The 19,175-nt window shown below is 62.4% G+C and carries 11 protein-coding genes; 8 read left to right on the forward strand and 3 right to left on the reverse strand.

Annotated features, from left to right (window positions below; all coding sequences use genetic code 11):
• Positions 1 to 240 precede the first annotated feature (240 nt).
• On the reverse strand, positions 241 to 3,090 hold the full coding sequence (gene rapA, locus NA647_RS09480; protein WP_256057459.1) for an RNA polymerase-associated protein RapA: 2,850 nt from the start codon (positions 3,088 to 3,090) through the stop codon (positions 241 to 243).
• A gap of 180 nt (positions 3,091 to 3,270) precedes the next feature.
• On the opposite strand from rapA, the gene NA647_RS09485 reads away from it, so the two are divergent.
• The 4 genes from NA647_RS09485 to ccoM all read left to right on the forward strand — a co-directional run bounded on the left by NA647_RS09485 (position 3,271) and on the right by ccoM (position 4,669).
• Positions 3,271 to 3,567, forward strand: a complete 297-nt coding sequence (locus NA647_RS09485) for an aspartate-semialdehyde dehydrogenase (RefSeq protein ID WP_256057460.1) — start codon at positions 3,271 to 3,273, stop codon at positions 3,565 to 3,567.
• Between the two features lie 23 nt (positions 3,568 to 3,590).
• A complete protein-coding gene (locus tag NA647_RS09490; RefSeq protein WP_256057461.1) occupies positions 3,591 to 4,178 on the forward strand; it encodes an alpha-ketoglutarate-dependent dioxygenase AlkB family protein in 588 nt (195 codons plus the stop codon).
• A complete protein-coding gene (locus NA647_RS09495) occupies positions 4,175 to 4,336 on the forward strand; it encodes a hypothetical protein (protein ID WP_256049092.1) in 162 nt (53 codons plus the stop codon). The genes NA647_RS09490 and NA647_RS09495 overlap by 4 nt, the downstream gene beginning before the upstream one ends.
• Before the next feature lie 222 nt (positions 4,337 to 4,558).
• Positions 4,559 to 4,669: a cytochrome c oxidase subunit CcoM gene (gene ccoM / locus NA647_RS19640; RefSeq protein ID WP_305955872.1), complete on the forward strand. Its 111-nt coding sequence runs from the start codon at positions 4,559 to 4,561 to the stop codon at positions 4,667 to 4,669.
• 69 nt (positions 4,670 to 4,738) lie between these two features.
• On the opposite strand, the gene pulA is transcribed toward ccoM, so the two are convergent.
• A complete protein-coding gene (gene pulA, locus NA647_RS09500) occupies positions 4,739 to 7,858 on the reverse strand; it encodes a pullulanase-type alpha-1,6-glucosidase (RefSeq protein WP_256057462.1) in 3,120 nt (1,039 codons plus the stop codon).
• 582 nt (positions 7,859 to 8,440) lie between these two features.
• Positions 8,441 to 8,911: a MaoC family dehydratase gene (locus NA647_RS09505; protein WP_256057463.1), complete on the reverse strand. Its 471-nt coding sequence runs from the start codon at positions 8,909 to 8,911 to the stop codon at positions 8,441 to 8,443.
• Positions 8,912 to 9,240: 329 nt separating this feature from the next.
• Here NA647_RS09505 and fadD2 point away from each other — a divergent pair, with 329 nt between their 5' ends.
• The 4 genes from fadD2 (at position 9,241) to hrpA (ending at position 18,985) form a co-directional block, all read left to right on the forward strand.
• On the forward strand, positions 9,241 to 10,929 hold the full coding sequence (gene fadD2, locus NA647_RS09510) for a long-chain-fatty-acid--CoA ligase FadD2 (protein WP_256057464.1): 1,689 nt from the start codon (positions 9,241 to 9,243) through the stop codon (positions 10,927 to 10,929).
• Positions 10,930 to 11,136: 207 nt separating this feature from the next.
• Positions 11,137 to 12,825, forward strand: coding sequence for a long-chain-fatty-acid--CoA ligase FadD1 (gene fadD1 / locus NA647_RS09515; RefSeq protein WP_256057465.1), 1,689 nt, complete (start codon positions 11,137 to 11,139; stop codon positions 12,823 to 12,825).
• Positions 12,826 to 13,214: 389 nt separating this feature from the next.
• Positions 13,215 to 14,819, forward strand: a complete 1,605-nt coding sequence (locus NA647_RS09520) for a M28 family metallopeptidase (RefSeq protein ID WP_256057466.1) — start codon at positions 13,215 to 13,217, stop codon at positions 14,817 to 14,819.
• 128 nt (positions 14,820 to 14,947) lie between these two features.
• Positions 14,948 to 18,985: an ATP-dependent RNA helicase HrpA gene (hrpA, locus tag NA647_RS09525; RefSeq protein WP_256057467.1), complete on the forward strand. Its 4,038-nt coding sequence runs from the start codon at positions 14,948 to 14,950 to the stop codon at positions 18,983 to 18,985.
• Positions 18,986 to 19,175: the final 190 nt, after the last annotated feature.

The raw sequence follows: 19,175 nt of genomic DNA on the forward strand, positions 1-19,175 counted from the left end.
CCCTCGGGGCGAAGCGGACTGAGCCGAAGACAGTGTGTGGACGAGTAGCCGCAGGCCTGCATTCGCCGTGGGTCGCGCCTTTACTTGGTGCTGTATGCACGGCTGCTTTTCGTAAGAGGCCCGCCCTCGGGGCGAAGCGGCTAGATGGTAAGGCCTACTGTGAGCTTGAAGCTCTCAGCCTGCAGCCTCAGGCCTTCAGCTCAACGCCAAATGCCTGAATCCTCCAAGACCATCAACCAATCACCCGGCAACCAGCACGCGTATCGCCTCCAGGCGCAGCGCTGCTTTCTCCAGCATTGCCAGACCTTCTTCACGCTGCTTGCGCAGGGCTTCGATTTCGCTGTCGCGCACGCTGGGGTTGACCGCTTGCAGTGCGGTCAGGCGCGCCAGTTCTTCATCGAGGTTGGCTTTCAACCGGCGCTGTGCTTCGGCTACGCGCTCGCTGTGACGTGGGGCGATCTTGGCTTCGGCGCCGGAAATCTGCGCCGACAGCACGTCGCGTTGGGCCTGGACGAACTTGTTTGCGCTGGCGCGTGGCACGCTTTCCAACTGATCGCTGAGGGTTTCGAAGGCTACTTTCGGTGCCAGGTCGTTGCCATTGGAATCGAGCAGGCAACGCAGCGCCAGCGGCGGCAGGAAGCGGTTGAGCTGCAGCGCACGCGGCGCTACCACTTCGCTGACGAACAGCAGTTCCAGCAGCACGGTGCCGGGCTTGAGCGCCTTGTTCTTGATCAGCGCCACGGCGGTGTTGCCCATGGAGCCGGACAGCACCAAGTCCATGCCGCCCTGCACCATGGGGTGTTCCCAGGTAAGGAACTGCATGTCTTCGCGGGCCAGGGCCTGCTCGCGGTCATAGGTGATGGTCACGGCCTCGTCATCGCCGAGCGGGAAGCTGGCGTCGAGCATTTTCTCGCTGGGGCGCAGGATCAGGGCGTTCTCGGAATGATCTTCGCTGTCGATGCCGAAGGCGTCGAACAGCTCTTCCATATAGATTGGCAACGCGAACTGATCGTCCTGTTCCTCAATGGCCTCGACCAGCGCGGCGCCTTGTTCGCCACCGCCGGAATTGAGCTCAAGCAAACGGTCGCGACCGGCATGCAGTTCGGCTTCTAGGCGTTCGCGTTCGGCGCGTGCTTCGTCGATAAGCTGCTGGAACTCGTCATCGTCGCCTTCTTCCAGCTGGCTCAGCAGGCGCGGGCCGAACTGGTGCTGCAGGGCGTTGCCGGTGGGGCAGGTGTTGAGGAAGGCGTTCAGCGCCTGGTGATACCACTGGAACAGGCGTTCTTGCGGGCTGGTTTCCAGATAGGGCACGTGCAGCTGAATGACATGCTGCTGGCCGATGCGGTCGAGACGGCCGATGCGCTGCTCGAGTAGGTCCGGGTGGGCTGGCAGGTCGAACAGCACTAAATGATGAGCAAACTGGAAGTTGCGGCCTTCGCTGCCGATTTCCGAGCAAATCAGCACCTGTGCGCCGAACTCTTCATCGGCAAAGTAAGCCGCGGCGCGATCACGTTCGAGAATGCTCATGCCTTCATGGAACACCGTGGCCGGAATGCCGGAGCGCACGCGCAGGGCGTCTTCCAGATCCAGCGCGGTCTCTGCGTGGGCACAGATGACCAGTACCTTGAATTTCTTCAGCATTTTCAGCGTATCGATCAACCACTCGACGCGTGGATCGAAGGTCCACCAGCGGCTGTGCGCTTCGGGCTCGTCCAGCTGGCTCTGGAAGGCGACCTCCGGATACAGCTCGGCGTGCTCGCCCAATGGCAGCTCCAGATATTCGGCCGGGCAGGGCAGCGGATAAGGATGCAGCTGGCGCTCTGGGAAGCCACGGACAGCGGCGCGGGTATTGCGGAACAACAAGCGCCCGGTGCCGTGGCGGTCGAGCAGTTCGCGGATCAGGCGGCTGCTGGCTTCTATGTCGCCGTCGGTAGCCGCTGCGAGCAGCGCTTCGCCCTCGGCGCCGAGGAATTCGTGAATCGTCTGGTGCGCCTTTTGCGACAGGCGACCTTCGTCGAGCAGTTCCTGCACCGCTTCGGCGACCGGCTGGTAGCTGGCGCTTTCGGCGCGGAAAGCTTCCAGATCATGGAAGCGGTTCGGGTCGAGCAGGCGCAGACGAGCGAAATGGCTTTCCTGGCCCAGCTGTTCGGGCGTGGCGGTCAGCAGCAGCACGCCGGGAATGACCTCGGCCAATTGTTCGACCAGCTTGTACTCGGCGCTGGCGTTTTCCGGGTGCCAGACCAGGTGATGCGCCTCGTCCACCACCAGCAGGTCCCAGCCGGCGGCGAAGGCGGCGTCTTGGGCGCGTTCGTCGTCCTTCAGCCATTCCAGCGACACCAATGCCAACTGGGTGTCTTCGAAGGGGTTGCTGGCATCGCTTTCGATGAAGCGCTCGTCGTCGAACAGCGCGACTTCCAGATTGAAGCGGCGGCGCATCTCCACCAGCCACTGATGCTGCAGGTTTTCCGGCACCAGGATGAGTACCCGGTTGGCGCGGCCGGAGAGCAGTTGGCGATGGATCACCAGGCCGGCTTCGATGGTCTTGCCCAGACCCACTTCGTCCGCCAGAAGTACTCGCGGCGCGATGCGGTCGGCGACTTCGCGGGCGATATGCAGCTGGTGCGCGATAGGTTGTGCACGCGCGCCACCCAGGCCCCACAGCGAGGAGGTCAGCTGTTTGCTCTGGTTTTCCAGCGTGTGGTAGCGCAGCTTGAACCAGTTCAGCGGGTCGATTTGGCCGGCGAACAGGCGATCGCTGGCGAGGCGGAACTGGATGAAATTGGACAGCTGGGTTTCCGGCAGGGTGCGGGCTTCGTTCTGCGCGGTCAGGCCGTGATAGACCAGCAGACCGTCGACGTCGTCGACTTCGCGCACGGTCATCTTCCAGCCTTCGAAATGCGTGACTTCATCGCCGGGGACGAAGCGCACGCGGGTCAGCGGAGCACTGCGCGCGGCGTACTGGCGAGTTTCGCCGGTCGCGGGGTAGAGCACGGTGAGCATCCGCCCATCCTGCGTGAGGATGGTTCCAAGGCCGAGTTCCGCTTCGCTGTCGCTAATCCAGCGTTGCCCCGGTAGATACTGCTGCGCCATGCTGCCTCCCGCTGTGAAAAAAGCGCGCTATGGTAACGGAACACTGTCGCGAGAGCGACGACAGATGCCCACTGGAGTGTAGCTCTGCTGCTAAAGTCGGCAGCGGTTCAGCCGATGAACCGGTACAGGCCAATCTCACGGGCAACCGATTGATCCCGGGGCTGCTTATGGAGAGCGCAGATGCTACCAATCATTCCGCCAGGCACCGTTCAGGTCACCGCGCAACAGGATGTGGTCAAGCCGCGCCCCGACATCGCCCCGGTTACCCCGGTAGAGCCGAGCGCTGATGAAAGCTCGGTCGAGCTCGATCGGCGACATCCGCATGAAGCTGAGCAGATGTTGCGCGACGAACAGCGCCGCCGTCGGCGCCGTGGTTATACCGCGCAGGAGCTTGCCGAGGGCGAAACCGCCGAAGAGGATCAGGACGCCCTTGATGAGTTGCCGCGCCAAGGGCTCTGGGTGGATGTCGAGGTTTGACATGTTCTTTAGCCGGTTCCGCGATGATTGACCTGCCGCATGCCGAATTGGTCTACCTGCCGCAATGGGTCGGCGTGGATATAGCCGACCACTGGCTGCACGAGCTGATGCTGCAGACGCCCTGGTCGCAACCCCGGATAAAGCTCTACGGCCGCAGTTTCGCTGTGCCGCGATTGGTCGCCTGGTATGGAGATGCCGGGGTGGGCTACCGTTATTCGGGACTGGTTCATGAGCCGCTGTTGTGGACGCCGCTGTTGGCCGAGATCCGCGAGCGGGTGCAACGGCAGATCGGCCAACGACTGGACGGTGTTCTGCTCAATCTGTATCGCGACGGGCAGGACGCCATGGGCTGGCACAGCGATGACGAACCGGAGCTTGGCCCGGAGCCGCTGGTGGTCTCGCTCAACCTGGGCGCGACGCGGCGCTTCGACTTTCGTCGCAAGGGCACCAGCCGCATCGAGTATTCGCTCGATCTGGGACATGGTTCGCTGCTGGTCATGGGCGGCCCGACGCAGCATTATTGGCAACACCAGATCGCCAGAACGCGCAAGGTATCCGAACCGCGCATCAACCTGACATTCCGCCAGATCATTCGCGAGCCAGCCTTATGAGCAACGAAGTAAAACTGATCGACTTCAGCGCCGAACGTGAAAAGCGCATTCATGACATCAAGGAAAAGCGCCTGGCTGAAATGCGCGATGCATTCGAACAGGCGCTGCCCTTGGCCAAGCCGAAAAAGAAAGTCAAAAACAAGCCGAAGAAGCGCTAATAGGGCTATCCACAACGAGCTGCCCGCCGAGTTATTTACGACCGTTCGATACGGCGCCTTCCGCATCCCCCTCCGATACGCCCCTTTTTCTTGATCCAGATCAGCTCGTACGGCGCCTGCTGTGCCCGGCGTCGCGCCTATTGATTCCCGTCAATTTTTTATTCGGGCGAGAAGGCGACTATGCAGCCATCAGACAGCGCAACACCTTGGAGGCAAGAAATCATGTTCGTCGATAATGTGGTGCTCGCAGGGGTGGTCACGGTCGGCCTGATGGTCGCCTTCCTTGGCGGTTTTGGGTTTTTCATCTGGCGGGACGCGCAAAAGAAGCGGTGATCCGGCCTGTATTACAGAGCACGCAAGGCATTTGGGCGACTTAGGTCGCCCTTTTTTATTGCCTGCGGTTCAACGACGGCTCTGGGACTGTACGAACACCGCGCTGGTGAAGGGCGGTACCTCGAACTCGTCGGAAGTCACTTTGGCCTGACGCGCAATCGGATCGCTCGATTCCCGCAGCACCGGATGCAGCTGGTAACCGCTACCGCCTGGCAAGCGAACCCGCTCGGGCGAGGCGTTGAGCACCACCATCAACGACTGATAGCGCCGGTCGAGATCGCGGCCGTCGCGCGGGCCATCGGCCAGGCTGAAGGCGATCACGCCCGGTTGCTGCTCCGGACCCGTGTTGTGGAACTGCAAGCGGCGTTGCACCTCGCGGGCGCTGTCGAGCTGAAACAGCGGGCTGTCGCTGCGGATCGTCAGCAACTCGAGAAAACGACGCTTGGCGGCGACGATGTCCGCCGCGCTCGGTCTGGCATGAGGGTCGGCGATGACCTGGCGGATCAGCGGCCAGTTGTCGCCATCCTTGTCAGCACGCGGCAGGCCTTTGTTCCAGTTGTTGTCCTGGTAACTGAAATCCACCGCGTTGAACCAGTCACCGGAGTCGTAACTGTCACGCTGCATGGATTTGGAGCGCAGGATGTCCGAGCCGAGATGGATGAAGGGCAACCCCTGGCTGAACAGCGGCACGGACAACGCGACCAGTTGCAGGCGGACGCGGTCAGCAACCGGGAGGTTGGCCGGGAGCTTGTACTGGTTGTTGTCCCATAGCGTCTGGTTGTCATGCTTGGAGACGTAGTTGATGGTTTCCTGCGGATCGAGCGTGTACCCGGCGGGTTGTCCGTTGTAGTCGATTTCTCCGCCGCTGCGCAGGCTGCCGTCGGCGCTGATGAACTGGAAATCGCGCAGACCGCCGGCAATGCCGACGCGGATCAGATCCGCCGCGTGCAGCAGTTGCGCCTTCTCCTGCGCGCCAGCGCTGGACAGCTCATTCGGTCGGACATAGAGGCCATTGGCGAAACCCTGATTGCGACGGATGCTCTCGCCGCCGTCGAATGGGCTGCCACCGCGCACTGCATCGCGCTGCCGATCGTTGAAAGTGCCGATGCCGGTGCCGGCCATGTTCAGCTGCGTGGCGTTGACGCCACGGGCGTTGCCTGCCACTTCGCCGAAATCCCAGCCTTCGCCGTAGAAGTAGGTGTTCCGGTCGATTCGGCGGACCGCCCGATACGCATCGACCAGGTTTTTGCGCAGGTGGTGCCCCATCAGATCGAAGCGAAACCCGGCGATCTTGTAATCGCGCGCCCAGACTTCCAGTGAGTCGGTCATCAGCTTGGCCATCATGCGATGTTCGCTGGCGGTGTTCTCACAGCAGGTCGAGGTTTCCACTGCGCCGGTAGTCGGATTACGGCGGTGGTAATAGCCGGGCACGATCTTGTCGAGCACCGATTTCTCGGCCAGGCCGGACGCGTTGGTGTGGTTGTAGACCACGTCCATTACAGTGGCGAGGCCTTGACCGGCTAGCGCCTGGACCATCTGGCGGAACTCGATGATGCGCTGCACGCCTTCGGCGTCGCTGGCGTAGCTGCCTTCCGGCGCCGTGAAGTGGTAGGGGTCGTAGCCCCAATTGAAGTTGTCGAGCGAGCGCAGGTCGTTGTAGAGCGATTGTGCCTGTCCACTGGCCGGATCGAACCCTTGCAGCACCTGGCGAATGCTCGTCGCGCCGCAGTACTGCGCCCAGCGCTGGCGAGCACCGGAAGACAGTTCGCAGAGCTTGGCGAAGGGGTCGTCCAGGTCGATGCGGCGAGCGGGGTCTTCGTCAACGGTGGCGATGTCGAACGCAGGCAACAGCTGCACATGGGTTAGCCCGGCCTTGCGTAGATCCCGCAGGTGGCGCATGCCGTAGCTGTCCGGCCGGGTGAAGGCGCCGTAAGTGCCGCGCAGATCGGCCGGCAGGCTGGCATCGCTGGCGCTGAAATCACGGATATGCGTTTCGTAGATGATGCTCGCTTCGGGACGTTCCGGATGCGGCGTACGCAATGCGTCCCAACCGGCGGGCTTGAGGTCGCTGGCGTCCAGATCGACGACCTGAGCGTACTGGCTGTTGAGCGACAGGCTCAGCGCATAGGGATCGCTGACCAGCGTCGTCTCGATCTTGCCGGTGCTTGGCCGATAGGCCGTGACTTCGTACTGGTAATACTGCCGGTCCAGCGAAGGCGGGCCGTCGAAGCTCCACACGCCGAGGCGTTCATGCATGGTCTTCGGGTAGCCAGGCAGCAGGCGCTTGGCCGCGTCGAACGCATGCAGGCGGACCCGCTGCGCCGTCGGCGCCCAGAGTTTGAACGACACGCCGTGCCCATCGACTCGCGCGCCGAGGTCGCCGTTGTAGGCGAATAGCTGATCGAGAACGCCCGCCGTCTGCACCTCGGTGGCGTCGAGTACCTGTTGCTGCGCGTCATAGGCGACCACCACCAGCTGACTCATGACGGCGCGACGTAACGCCTGTGCGCCGGCCACGAAGCGGAAGGCCTGCGCTTCGGCCAGATGCGGATGCTGGCGTTTGAGCCCTTCGCGAAGCGTTGCGGGTCGCAGCGCGAGCACGGTGCCGCCGCTGACCGTGCGTGTCTCCCCGTCGATGCGGATGCTGGCGTCGGTGGAATAGCGCAGTTCGAGCCGGCTGGCCGCTGGCGCGCCGTCAACCAGCGCCAGCGTGAACGGATCGAGCCAGTGGGCGCGTGCGCCCTTGATCGCGGCTTTGGGCCCGCTCAAGGGTGTGCTGGAAAGTTGCGCGGTGCCGCTAAGCGTAAAGACACGACGGCCCAGGTCGTCGAAGCGCCAGGTCAAGTCGCCGCCCCCAAGGTCCTTTTCGTCGCCCTTGTGCATGATCAGGTTAAGGCAACTGGCGTCAGCGGTCAGCGCTATACGGTAGTAGGCGCCGTGCTCCGGATCGGTGCCGGCTGCTTGCAAAGGTTGATCCCAGCCGGTTTCCGTTTGGCTGCCATTGCATGCGGCGGTGTTCCACAGATGCAGGCCCCAGCCGGCGTAATCGCCGTCGGCTCGTTGGTAATACAGCAGGGCCTCATCGGGGCCAGGGTCGAGCGGTGCGGCCGATGCTGGCTGGAAGGCCAGCGAGAAGCCGCCGAGAACGAGCGCCGCCAGGCGCCGATAAGCGATCGAGCGTATGAGCATGGTTGAGGTCCCGGTGTTGTTATTGTTGTACCGCCTGCTCGATGGTCGACGCCTAGCGGTCGCTACGCATCCTCCGTGGCGGTTGCTCGCGGGGCGTAGTCAGGGGCCGTAATAGCGTTCTGCTTGCCCCACCATGCCGAGAACGTCTGGCTGAGAAAGATGGTGATATTGCCCGGTCCTCGCTGCGGTGGGCTGAAGCGGAACGCCGCCCGGCCCACCCTATAACTGGTTGAGCTTGGGGTAACCGGGTGGGGAACTGATCGAGGCCGGCAGGTGACTCGTCTTTCGGAGAAAGATGGATACGGCGTAATAGGGTCTAGAAAGTCCGACTGTTTACCAACGTCGTTCACTTAGGCGTTCGCCCCAAGGTCGGGCCTCCCACGAAAGCGACAAACGCCACCCATTCTGTAGGAGGCGCGACCTCGCGGCGAAAGTGTGCTGAGCGCCACAGAAAGCAAAAGCTTCGCCCCGGGGCGAGCCTCTCACGAAAGCTCAGCGCCCTGCTTTTAGGTGGTGCGCCCTCGCGGCGAATACCGGCCGCGGGCCTGTCCAAACGCACCTGTTTCGAACTCGCTTAATGGCTCAGCCGAAGCTGATCGGCGGCAGGTCCTTCAGCTCCACGGTTTCCTCCCGACGCGGCGCGAGGACTTCGGCTTCGCCATCCACGACTTGTTCATCGTTCTGATTGAACACGCGCGTGGCGATGCGTACGCGGTTCTTCGGCAGTTTTTCGAGAATTTCCAGGCGCACGGTCAGGGTGTCGCCAAGCTTGACCGGCCTGGTGAATTTCATTGTTTGGCCGAGATAGATGGTGCCCGGGCCGGGCAGGGTGCAAGCAACCGCCGCGCTGATCAGTGCACCGCTGAACATGCCGTGGGCGATACGCTCCTTGAACGGCGTGCCGGCGGCGAATTCCGCGTCGAGGTGGACGGGGTTGCGGTCGCCCGACATGGCAGCGAAGAGTTGGATGTCACGCTCCTCGACGGATTTCTCGAAGCTTGCGGTCTGGCCGACTTCCAGAGCGGAATAGGGCGTGTTGCTGATGGTGGTCATCAAGTTTCCTCGGGCGCAGTCGGGGCTGGAGCCGTCCGACGATAGGGAAATGCGCCGCGCCGATGAGCGCTGTGCCTGCGATGCGGCTGCATTCTAGTGAGATGTCGCGGTCTTGTCCCGGCGAGAGTCACGGCATGACTCATGGGTTCCCGCTAGGCGCGGTACGTCTTGTTTCACTATTACGTATACCTGACGTGTGCGCCTCGGAATCGTGGCTTGCCGTGACGAAAGATTCACAACAGTGATTTGCGCTACGCAACGCTGTTGCGCTGTGCGGTCGAACTGCTAACTTCGCCGCAGCCCACTCTCAGGTAACGAGGCCAATAACAATGCAACCTGATTTCTGGAACGACAAACGACCCGCCGGTGTGCCCAATGACGTCGACATGGGCGGGTTCCGCTCGGTGGTGGAGGTGTTCGAGCGCTCCTGCAAGACTCATGCGAACCGCCCCGCATTCAGCAATATGGGCGTAACGCTCACTTTCGCTGACCTCGATCGTTACTCGGCGGCCTTTGCGGGCTGGTTGCAGAATCATACGGATCTGCGGCCGGGGGATCGCATCGCGGTCCAGATGCCCAACCTCCTGCAGTATCCGATCGCCGTTTTCGGTGCCCTGCGTGCTGGGCTGATTGTGGTCAACACCAACCCGCTGTACACCGCGCGGGAGATGCGCCACCAGTTTCAGGATTCCGGCGCGCGGGCGCTGGTTTATCTCAATACCTTCGGCAAGCTAGTGCAGGAGGTGCTGCCTGATACCAGCATCGAAGTGCTTATCGAGGCGCGGATCGGCGACATGCTGCCCTCCTTCAAAGGCCTGCTGGTCAATGCCGCCGTCAAGCATGTGAAGAAGATGGTGCCGGCCTACAGCCTGCCTCAGGCGGTGTCGTTCAAGCATGTGCTGCGCGACGGTGCCCGCCACAGCCTGAAGCCGGTTCCGCTGACGCTCGACGACGTCGCGGTACTGCAATACACCGGCGGTACCACTGGCGTTGCCAAAGGCGCGATGCTCACCCACGGCAATCTGGTCGCCAACATGCGTCAGGCACATGCCAACATGCAGCAGCTCGGCGACGACGGCCATCCGATCATCAAGGAAGGGCAGGAGGTGATGATCGCGCCGCTGCCGCTGTACCACATCTATGCATTCACGGTGAATTGCATGTGCATGATGGTGACCGGCAACCACAACGTGCTGATCACCAATCCGCGGGACATCGACGGCTTCGTCAAGGAGCTGCAGAAGTGGCAGTTCACGGCCTTCCTCGGATTGAACACCCTGTTCGTCGCGCTCATGTCGCATCCGGAATTCAAGAAGATCGACTTCTCCTCGCTCAAAGGCACCAACTCCGGCGGTACCGCACTGGTATCGTCCGTGGCCGAGCGCTGGAAGAGCCTGACCGGCGTCACCGTGACCGAGGGCTACGGCCTGACCGAAACGTCACCCGTGGTTTGCGCTAACCCCCACGGAGACAAATCGCGTCTGGGCACTGTCGGCCTGCCAGTACCGGGCACGGCGCTGAAGGTCATCGACGACGAGGGCATCGAACTCCCCACCGGGGAACGCGGCGAGTTATGCGTTCAGGGCCCGCAGGTAATGAAGGGCTATTGGCAGCGACCGGAAGCCACCGCCGAAGTGCTCGATAACCAGGGCTGGCTGAAGACCGGCGACATCGCGGTGATCGACCCTGATGGTTTCGTGCGTATCGTCGATCGCAAGAAAGATCTGATCATCGTTTCCGGTTTCAATGTCTATCCGAACGAGATCGAAGACGTGGTCATGGCGCATCCAAAGGTGGCCGCCTGTGCCGCGATCGGTGTTCCCGACGAGAAGTCAGGGGAGGCGGTGAAGCTGTTCGTGGTGCGCAGCGATACCAGCCTGACGGTCGAAGAGCTGCAGGCCTACTGCCGGGAAAACTTCACCGGTTACAAGGTCCCCCGGCATCTGGTCTTCCGCGACGCGCTGCCGATGACGCCGGTTGGCAAGATCCTGCGCCGGGAGCTGCGTGAGCAGGCCTGAGATCACGACTTTGTGCCACGCAGCGGGTGACTGATCGCTCGTGATCAGTCACTTTGTGTCGTTTTATCCAGTCGCGGCCACTGTTCGGCCTGTGCCAAAGCTGCTAACCTCGGGCCGCTTTTTGACCGGAAAACCGGGTACAAAAATTAACAAAACACAACAAAACAGCTGCTATATGCAGTGAAGCTGTCGCTGAGGAGTGGGGTCATGACCGATAACTTCTGGAAGGATAAATATCCTGTCGGGGTCGAGAGCGAAATCAATCCCGATGAGTTCCAGAACATCCAGGCAGTGCTGAAACAGTCCTGTGAGCGTTTCGCGGACAAACCGGCCTTCAGCAATCTCGGCAAGACCCTGACCTACAGTGAGCTGTACGCCCTGTCCGGCGAATTTGCCGCCTACCTTCAGCACAACACCGATCTGCAGCCGGGCGACCGGATAGCGGTGCAGCTGCCCAATCTGCTGCAATATCCCGTCGTGGTATTCGGCGCCATGCGCGCCGGGCTGATCGTCGTCAACACCAACCCGCTGTATACCGCACGGGAAATGGAACATCAGTTCAACGACTCCGGCGCCAAAGCGCTGGTCTGCCTGGCCAACATGGCTCATCTGGCCGAAGAAGTGCTGCCCAAGACCGGCATCAGACACGTCGTCGTCACCGAAGTCGGTGACATGCTGCCGACGGTCAAACGTCTGCTGGTCAATGCTGTGATCAAGCACGTGAAAAAGATGGTGCCCTCCTACAACCTGCCAAAGGCGGTCAAATTCAACGACGCCATGGCCCTCGGCCGTGGTAAGGCGGTTCGAGAGTCCAATCCTGCCGGTGACGACATTGCCGTGCTGCAGTACACCGGCGGTACCACCGGCGTTGCCAAGGGTGCGATGCTGACCCACCGCAACATTGTCGCCAACATGCTGCAGTGCCGCGGTTTGATGGGCACGGAGCTGGGGGTCGGCTGTGAAACGATGGTTGCGCCGCTGCCGCTGTATCACATCTACGCGTTCACCTTTCATTGCATGACGATGATGCTGATCGGCGCACACAACGTGCTGATCACCAACCCGCGTGACTTGCCGGCTTTCGTTAAGGATTTGGGCAAGTACCGCTTCAGCGGCTTCGTCGGGCTGAACACCCTGTTCGTGGCGCTGTGCAACAACGAAGATTTCCGCAAGCTGGACTTCTCTTCGCTGAAGGCAACCTTCTCCGGCGGTATGGCGCTGCAACAGGCAGCCGCCGAGCGCTGGCAACAGGTGACTGGCTGCTCCATCTGTGAAGGCTTCGGGATGACCGAAACCAGTCCGGTGGTATCGGTCAACCCGTTTGGCGGTATCCAGATCGGCACCATCGGCATCCCGATGCCATCCACCCTGTGCAAGGTCATCGACGACGAAGGTAATGACCTGCCGATCGGCGCGACGGGCGAGCTGTGTGTGAAAGGGCCGCAGGTGATGAAAGGCTACTGGCAGCGCCAGGAAGCCACCGACGAAGTTCTCAGCGCCGATGGTTGGCTGAAGACTGGCGATATCGGCATTATTCAGGAAGACGGCTATCTGCGGATCGTCGATCGCAAAAAGGACATGATTCTGGTGTCTGGCTTCAACGTCTATCCCAACGAACTTGAGGACGTACTCGCGACTCTGCCGGGCGTGATGCAGTGCGCTGCGATCGGGGTTCCGGACGACAAGTCCGGTGAGGCGATCAAGCTGTTCGTGGTGGTCAAGCCAGGCGAGAGCCTGACCAAGGAGCAGGTTATGCAGCACATGCATGACAACGTAACGGGCTACAAGCGGCCCAAGGCCGTCGAGTTCCGAGACAGCCTGCCAACCACCAACGTCGGCAAGATTCTGCGTCGTGAATTGCGTGACGAGGAGTTGCGCAAGCTCGGCACGAAGTAACGCATCCGCCGGATAAAGGAAAGCCCCGCCGTTGCGGGGCTTTTCTTTATCCGCAGCGCTCGTCCGAACTCATCTGTTCCGAGCCCGTCGGTTTCGAGTTCACGCAACCCGACAAGCGGTGCTGCCGTCTGTCGCAAAGTTCGAACCGGGTCGATGTCGCCCCGGTCTAGGAGGCTATGGCCGCGTCCCGCTTTCCGGTCGTTGATCCCCAACCTGCCTCGCTATGTAACGCTGAAGCTGCAAGATCGTTTTGTAGATACGGTCTTGCAGGCGGCTTCGCTTTGCTATTCGCTGCTCGCCGGGTTTCAACGTCGGTCGTGCCGTAAGGGGACGATGGCGCACGCCATTCGCGGCCTGCCCATCAATCTCGTTGCAAGGATGAGTTACCCATGCAGAAAAAAAACAATGCACGTCGGGTAGTTGCTTCTCTCGCTCTAATCGCTTCCGCTTCAGCCCTGGCTGCGCCTTCTGCGGAAACGGCACGTTTCGATGAGTTATGGTCGCCCGGCAAGCCCGATTCCAGGGCTTGTCAGTCCCCTCTGCTGGTTGGCACGCCGCTGGGTCTGCCGCGCTGTATGCAGGCCAGCAACATCATGAAGCACCTGGAGAATCTGCAGGACATCGCCGCGCTGAATCAGGGCAACCGGGCCTCTGGTCAGCCCGGCTACCAGGCCTCGGTGGATTACGTGCGCACGCACCTCGAGCGCGCCGGTTATGAAGTCAGGGTGCAGAGCTTCCCGTTCCTCGCTTTCTATCCGGCAGGCCCCGGCTCGTTGAATGCCGTGACGCCGCAACCGGTGCAATACACCTGGGAAGAAGACTTCACCTACGCCGACCAGACCGACCCGGGCAACGTCACCGCGCCAGTGGTTGCGGTGGACCTGTCGCTCGGCGCCGGCAATACCTCGACCAGCGGCTGCGAGGCGGCGGATTTCGCTGGCTTCCCGGCTGGCGCCATCGCATTGATGCAGCGTGGCACTTGCCCGTTCGGCGACAAGGCGACCAACGCGGCAGCGGCGGGCGCGTCCGGCGCAATTATCTTCAACCAGGGCGATACCGAAGATCGCAAGGGGCTGATGGCCGCCACGCTCGGTGAGGACTATCAAGGCGGTATCCCGGTCCTGTTTTCGACCTACGACCTCGGTGTCGCCTGGGCGGGTACCGAAGGCCTGCAGATGAGCATGAACGTTGACGTGGTGCGCGAGCAGACCGAGACCTTTAACGTGCTGGCCGAAACCCGTCGGGGCAACCCCAACAACGTCATCGTGGTTGGCGCGCATCTGGACTCCGTATTCGAGGGGGCCGGCGTCAATGATAACGGCTCGGGCAGTGCCGCTTTGCTGGAAATGGCGGTATTGATGGGCAAGGCGCATCCGTTGAACAAGGTGCGCTTCGCCTGGTGGGGTGCGGAAGAGTCGGGTCTGGTCGGTTCGACGTATTACGTTAATCAGTTGCCGGACGAGGAGAAACAGCGAATCAAGGCGTACCTGAACGTGGACATGATCGGCTCGCCGAACTACGCTAACTTCATCTACGACGGTGACGGCTCGGATTTCGGCCTGCAAGGCCCGCCCGGCTCGGCGGCGATCGAGCGTCTGTTCCGCTCCTACTTCCAGCTGCGCAACGAGCCGTCCGAAGGCACCGAGATCGACTTCCGTTCCGACTATGCGCAGTTCTTCGATGACGGCATCGCCTTCGGTGGTTTGTTCACCGGCGCCGAAGACATCAAGAGCCAGGAGCAGGCGCAGCGTTACGGCGGTACGGCGGGGCAGTCGTTCGATCCGTGCTACCACACCGAATGCGACAACCTCGGCAATATCTCCACCGAGGCGCTGGAGCTGCACGGCGATGCGCTGGCCTTCGCCACCAGCTGGCTGTCGCTGTCGACCAAGATGGTCGACGACGAGATTGCTGCCGCAGCCGAGCAGAGCATAGGCACCATGCGCATTCAGCAGGTTCAGGAAAGGTCTCGCTGGGGCCTTTGGATCAAGTAAGCGCGTAACCCCGCGCCGATTCGTCGGCGCGGTTTCTCCCGTTCGGTCATCCAGCGCCCGATCCGCCTACGGCCAGCCGGCCAAATCTGCGACAATCGCCGTCCTCACGAAATCGCTTACGGCTGTCCATGACCGACGCAACGCCCGCTTTCGACACCCTGCACAAAAATCTCGACCAGGCCTTCAGCGCCGACCGCCATCGCCTGCGCCGGCAGTTGCATGAACTGAGAAAAAAGCCAGACGAGGGCAAGCTCGCGCAGTGGCTCGAACGCTTCCAGGCCTCGGCCGCTAAGGTCGAGGCGCGGCGGCAGAGCGTGCCGGCCATCCGTTACGACGATGCCCTGCCTATCGCCGCCAAGCGCGACGAGATCAAGGCCGCGCTGGAGAAGCACCAGGTGCTGGTGATCGCCGGCGAAACTGGCTCGGGCAAGACAACCCAGCTGCCGAAGATCTGCCTGGAAATCGGTCGTGGCGTGCATGGGCTGATCGGCCATACCCAGCCGCGCCGCCTGGCAGCCCGCAGCGTTGCCACGCGCGTGGCCGAGGAAATCGGTACGCCGCTGGGCGAGCTGGTGGGCTATCAGGTGCGCTTCGAGGACCAGAGCACCGACAGCACCCTGATCAAGCTGATGACCGACGGCATCCTGCTGGCTGAAACTCAGCACGACCGCTTTCTGGAAAAGTACGACACCATCATCGTCGACGAGGCCCACGAGCGGTCGCTGAACATCGACTTCCTGCTGGGCTTCCTAAAGACGCTGCTGCCGCGCCGGCCGGACCTGAAGGTCATCATCACCTCGGCGACCATCGATCTGGAGCGCTTCAGCAAGCACTTCAATGACGCCCCGATCATCGAGGTCTCCGGGCGCACCTATCCGGTGGACACCTGGTATCGCCCGCTGGCAGCCGAGACCGACGAGGACGGCAACCGCGTCGAGGACGACCTGACCGTCGACCAGGGCATTCTCGCCGCGCTGGATGAAATCGAAGCCCACGAGAAGTCCGTCAGCAAGCGCCCCGGCGACGTGCTGGTGTTCCTCCCCGGCGAGCGCGAGATTCGCGATGCCGCCGAAATGCTGCGCAAGGCCACCCTGCGCTTCACCGAGGTGCTGCCGCTGTATGCGCGCCTGACGCCGGGCGAGCAGCAGAAAATCTTCAAGCCCGCCGCTGGCCGCAAGATCGTGTTGGCCACCAACGTCGCCGAAACCTCGCTGACCGTGCCGGGCATCCGCTACGTGATCGATTCCGGCACCGCGCGTATCAGCCGCTACAGCTACCGCGCCAAGGTCCAGCGTCTGCCCATCGAGGCGGTATCCCAGGCCAGCGCCAACCAGCGCAAGGGCCGCTGCGGGCGGGTCGAGCCGGGTATCTGCATTCGCCTGTACAGCGAGGAGGATTTTCTCTCCCGCCCCGAATTCACCGACCCGGAGATCCTGCGCACCAACCTCGCCGCGGTGATCCTGCAGATGTTGCACCTGCGCCTGGGCGATATTCAGGACTTTCCCTTTATCGAGCCGCCGGACGGTAAGGCCATCAGCGACGGCTTCAACCTGTTGCAGGAGCTCTCGGCGGTCAATCGCGAGAACCAGCTGACGCCGCTCGGTCGCCAGCTGGCGCGCCTGCCCATCGATCCGCGGCTGGGTCGCATGCTGCTGGAAGCCGCGCAGCAAGGTAGCTTGGCTGAGGTGCTGATCGTCGCCAGTGCGCTCTCGGTACAGGACGTGCGCGAGCGCCCGGCCGATCGCCAGCAGCAGGCCGATCAGGCGCACGCGCAGTGGAAGGACCCGGATTCGGACTTCGCCGCGCTGATCAACCTCTGGCGCGGCTTCGAAGAGAAGCGTCAGGAACTGGGCTCCAACCCGTTGCGTACCTGGTGCCGGAAAAACTTCCTCAACTACCTGCGGCTGCGCGAGTGGCGCGATGCCCACCGCCAGCTCACTCTGATCGCCCGTGAGCTCAAGCTGGGCGCTAGCAAGGCCCCGGAAGCTGCTATGCCATCACCCTCCAAGGGCCGAAAAGCAGCCGAGCAGATCACGCCGACCACTGATACCAAGGTCAACGTGGTCCTCCGCCAGCAGGCCGAGGCTAGCGAAGCCGCACAGAAGGCCAAGGGCTACGCCGCGGTGCACAAGGCGATCCTCTCCGGCTTGCTCAGCCAGATCGGCCACAAGACCGAGGAGGGCGATTTCCTTGGCGCGCGCCAGCGGCGCTTCTGGGTGCATCCATCCAGCGTGATTGGGCGTAAAAAGCCCAACTGGATCATGGCCGCCGAGCTGGTGGAAACCACCAAGCTGTTCGCCCGGATGGTGGCAAAGATCGAGCCTGAGTGGATCGAGCCGCTGGCCGGCCACCTGATCAAGAAGAACCACTTCGAGCCGCACTGGGAAAAGAAGCGTGGCCAGGTGGTGGCCTACGAGCAGATCACGCTCTACGGTCTGATCGTGGTCGGCAAGCGCCCGGTGCACTACGGCCCGATCGACCCGCAGGCGGCGCGCGAGCTGTTCATCCGCGAAGGCCTCGTGCGCGGAGAAATTACCAGTCGCGCCCGCGCGCTTTCCGCCAACCGTGAACTGCTCGAGCGCATGGACGAACTGGAAGCCAAGGCTCGCCGCCGCGACATTCTGGCCGACGAGGAAACCCTGTTCGGCTACTACGATGCGCGGCTGCCCGCCGATATCTACCAGACCGCCAGCTTCGACAACTGGTACAAGCGCGAAAGCCAGAAGAACCCGCAATTGCTGGTCATGCGCGAGGAAGACGTGCTGGCCCGCGAGGCCCGCGAAGTCACCGCTGCGCAGTACCCCGATACCCTGCGTATCGGCGAGCTGCAATTGTCGTTGGATTACCACTTCGAGCCCAACCACCCGCGCGACGGCGTGACCCTGCGCGTGCCGGCGCCGCTGCTGCCGCAACTGCGCCGTGAGCGGCTGGACTGGCTGGTGCCGGGCCTGATCGAGGCCAAGGCCGTGGCGCTGGTGCGCAACCTGCCCAAGGCGATTCGCAAGAACTTCGTGCCGGTGCCGGATTTTGTCGGCGCGGCGCTGGCGAAGATTACCTTCGGCGAGGGTTCGCTACCCGAGGCGCTGGGTCGTGAACTGCTGCGCATGACCGGCGCGCGCGTGCCGGAAGAAGCTTGGCACGACGCGGCTACGGGGCTCGACAGCCATTTGAAGATGAACATCGAAGTGGTCGATGCCCGTGGCAAATTCCTCGGCGAAGGCCGCGACTTGGCAGAACTTACCGCTCGATTCAGTGAGGCCAGCCAGGCCGCGCTGGCGCCCCCCCAGCAGAAGGCCGAGCAGAAGCCGGTTGAGGCCAAGGGCTTTGCTCAGGTGGCGGAGAAGACCCAGGCGAAGATGGCGGGGTTGTCCATGACCGTTTACCCGGCGTTGGTGGAAGAGCGTGGCGTGGTCAAGGAGGGGCGCTTCCCGACCCAGGCCGAGGCCGACTACCAACACCGCCGCGCCCTGCAGCGCCTGCTGCTGCAGCAACTGTCCGAGCCGGCCAAATACCTGCGCAACAAGCTGCCAGGACTTACAGAGCTGGGCCTGCTCTATCGCGACATGGGCAAGGTCGATGCGTTGGTTGAGGACATCCTGCTGGCGAGTCTGGACAGCTGCGTCCTCGACGGCGAAACCCAGCTACCGCGCGAAGGCGCTGCCCTAGCCGCGCTGGCCGGGAAAAAACGCGGCGAATGGACCGGCCACGCCGAGCGCCTGGCGCGCCTGGTGCTGGATATCCTCAAGCTCTGGCACGGCCTTCAGAAGCACTTCAAGGGCAAGATCGACTTGGCCCAGGCCGTGGCGCTCAACGATATCAAGGCGCAACTCGCTAACCTGATTTATGCAGGTTTCGTCCGCGACACGCCCGCCGAATGGCTGAAGGAATACCCGAGGTATCTGAAGGCCATCGAGCAGCGTTTCGAGAAGATCGGCGCGCAGCTACAGCGTGATCGCGTCTGGTCTGGCGAACTTGCAGGGTACTGGGAGCAGTACCAGGCGCGGCTGAAGAAGCACCAGCAGGAAGGCAAGCGCGACCCGGAGCTGACCCTGTATCGCTGGATGCTGGAGGAGTACCGCGTTTCGCTCTGGGCGCAGCAGCTCGGGACGAAAATGCCGGCTTCGGACAAGCGGCTGAGCAAACAGTGGAGCCAGGTCGAGCCCTAGGTTCCGTCAAGCCTGTGCAATCCTAGGCCGAATAATTCGGCTCTACGGAAAACGGTCGCGACGGATCGGGTCTTTTCGGGTAGGCCGCAAGCTTGTAGGGCCGAACTTGTTCGGCCTATACCAATTCGCAAATAAATAAAGCGGCTCGCGCGCTTCAATAACTTAGCCTGAGCCGTCAACGTGCCCAGCC

The organism is Stutzerimonas stutzeri, from assembly GCF_024448985.1.
Lineage (GTDB): Bacteria > Pseudomonadota > Gammaproteobacteria > Pseudomonadales > Pseudomonadaceae > Stutzerimonas > Stutzerimonas stutzeri_AP.